At 57.8% G+C, this 2,761-nt stretch carries 2 protein-coding genes; both read left to right on the top strand.

The window, feature by feature from the left end; all coding sequences use genetic code 11:
- Positions 1 to 679 precede the first annotated feature (679 nt).
- A complete protein-coding gene (locus tag JF66_RS20220; RefSeq protein ID WP_156109967.1) occupies positions 680 to 1,054 on the top strand; it encodes a hypothetical protein in 375 nt (124 codons plus the stop codon).
- A complete protein-coding gene (locus tag JF66_RS22660; protein WP_081882528.1) occupies positions 1,051 to 1,713 on the top strand; it encodes a response regulator transcription factor in 663 nt (220 codons plus the stop codon). Before JF66_RS20220 ends, JF66_RS22660 begins: the two co-directional genes overlap by 4 nt.
- Positions 1,714 to 2,761 lie beyond the last annotated feature (1,048 nt).

Genomic DNA, 2,761 nt, shown 5'->3' with positions numbered 1-2,761 from the left:
CCGTCGTGATCTTCAACAAAAGGGCCGGCTCCTTCGGCGACTGCGACTCCTCCAACGGGCCCCGGAGTCCAATACCGCTAGTCACCGTCCACCGGTCGGAATCGACAGTCAAGACGCGACATTTGGGCGGCGTTTGCTCCGGCCCATGGGAATTCTCTGAAGTTCTACACATTTGAGCAGCACAAGGGCCTAAAGCCTAGTGCTGCGCCAACTTTTGAAGACTCTATCGAGGCGCACCTGTGGGCTGCGGTGCTTGAGGCACTAGAGCTGGACTGAGCAGAGCTGAGCAAAACAGGCCCGTGACGATCGTCACAACCGCGATCGTGCGGGAAGCCCGCCCAGACACTCGGGCTCGGAGTTGCCGCCAAGTGGGGCCATACTTCCCCAGCATTTGTTGCGTTACTCGAACTCATATTCGATACTAATGAATCGGGACATTCAACAACTAGCTGATAACCGAGTGCCCCCGATACGCGGATGGCAAGTAGTTGGGCTACAAGGGGATGGCCCATTCGCTCCATGAAAGATGTATCTGGCGCTCGAATCGAGACCTTCGGATCTTCCCTAGGTTGAGCTTGTGGAGATTTCAGATCGTGACTCTGGAGCTGCACTCAGCCAATGCGCCCGGTGCGCGCACACGGCTCGTTTCACGGGCTAGAGATATTTCTCAGGGGGATGCATGTCAACGAACAACAGTAATCGGGACTCCGAGCCAGGAGGGTCAGATACTCGTGTTGTGCAAAGCCGCCCGAAGTCGAGCTTTTTTCTTACGCTTTTTGCGCTCATACCCACAGTGAACGCGATTCTCATAGCCGTTCAGGCCGCCCTGTTGCAGCCGCCAAACGACACACTTCTCTCCCCGTGGATATACGTCCTGATCAACAGCGTCGTGATCTTTGCCGCAGCGGCCGCAAAGATCACTTGGATCCTCAGGGCGAACCCGATATTCAACAAGTGGTTGTCGCCAAGTGCAGCGTATGAATCAACTGACGCTTCATCAGAAGACGGCGCTGCCCCCGAAAACGGCGAAGCGAATGGCGACGGCAAATCATGAACGAGTATGCAACAGCCGCGCTCGGGGACAAGACCAGGGTTGTAAGTGCCGTCCTTGTGGATCAGAGCCGAATGTTTGCTGAGGCTCTGGCCGCCGCATGCGCGGCGCCTGAGCAGGGCATCAATGTTCGTGCACTCGGAGACGGTGGGAATGAGGCTGTCCTACTTTCCCGAGTGCATCAGCCTCAGGTCCTTCTTATAGAACCGGTAGATTCAGGACCCCCGCTTGATTTGATCGTCAGTGCGGTACACCAGTATTCACCGTCCACTCGCGTGGTCCTGCTGGCATCAACACCCTCCGAGGCGTGCCTCCAACGGGCGTTCGAAGTCGGCGTTTGGGGGTATATTTCAAAATCGGAATCCCTTGCGGGACTTCTGGAATATATCCGTCGGGTTCCAAATGCCCGCCGTCCACGGATTCCTCTCAATCGTCAGTTGCAGGTGCACCACGTTCATGGCCAGACGGTTCTTTCCATCCGAGAGCTGGACGTGCTTGAGCAAATGGCCGAGGGCATGTCCAATGCAGAGATCGCCGACGCTCTGTCAATCGCAACAGGCACTGTCAAGCGACATCTCGCAAATCTCTATCGAAAACTGGGTGTAACCACGAGAATAGACGCCCTGCGGCGGGGGCTAAATTTGGGACTTTTGCAGCTCTAGACCCATTCCGAAAGAGCGCTCCTGCGTGTTGCTACTTGGTCAACTGCGGACCAAGCGAAATGGCAGCACGACGCCTGCAACGTGCTGTTCGTGACGGATCATATACTGTCGGTCGTTATGTTCGGCCTGCACGATTCGACGCTCTCCTCGCAGAAGTGCGGCCCCAGCTCCGCGACCACCTTTGTCGCACCTTGCTCGGTGAAGCCGGCCGCAATCTCAGGTCGTTGCATTCACGCTGCCGAGCAAACCGACCCAATGCAACGCGATACCCTTCTTGGCATCGGCCGATACGGTAGCAACGGCAACTGCGACCCCTGGGATGGAGCCAGAGGGGTACTTGTACCTTGCTCATGATTCCTCCTTTCGTGGGCGTTTTGCGCGCAGCGACACTTGCAGGCGAGGCGACGGCACGGGGGTGCGTGCCTACACCTGTGAGTATCTTCGCGTAATGCGCGCAGCGACGGGCTGGGCATCGTGATGCTTCATGGTTCTCGCCCTGAGTCAAACCGTCGACACTTCGTGAGGCGCTTCGCTCACCCATCCGGACCGCGGAGAGGGGGGTGAGTAGCGTGCATTCGGCAGACTGAGCCAACCGATACAAGACCTGGAATTTCGTCGTCCACTCACGGCGTTCTGATCGGCGGATGATCGCGGCCAGTCGATAGATGCTGTTGCGAAAGGTGACTCACTCGTCAGCGCTGCTCTCGATCAGGGGCCGCGAAAGCACCCTGTTTCGCCGCTGAATCGAGGCTCGCGCGTGGGCCATTCGGCCCACAAATGATGTGCGTAGTGGTCGATGTGACGCCCTCGAGCTCACACGTAGCTTGCTTGATACCGGCTGAATAGCAGGCGGAAATCAAAGGAGCACATCAGCATGAGCACACCAGCCAACGTCCTTGAGTTCTACGCACAGTCGAACTGGGGCAACAAATATCACGTCCCAGGCCCGTACTACAGCGGCCCGGGACATCACGGCTTCGACCTCAAGACTGGCGGGCAAGCGAAAGCTGTTCCAGCCTTGCGTGCGGGGACCGTCCGTCGCGTCCGG

This window comes from Cryobacterium sp. MLB-32 (assembly GCF_000738085.1).
In the GTDB taxonomy this organism is placed as follows: Bacteria; Actinomycetota; Actinomycetes; order Actinomycetales; family Microbacteriaceae; genus Cryobacterium.
The sequence above is the reverse complement of the archived record's forward strand: the minus strand, read 5'-3'. Positions and strand labels throughout refer to the sequence as shown.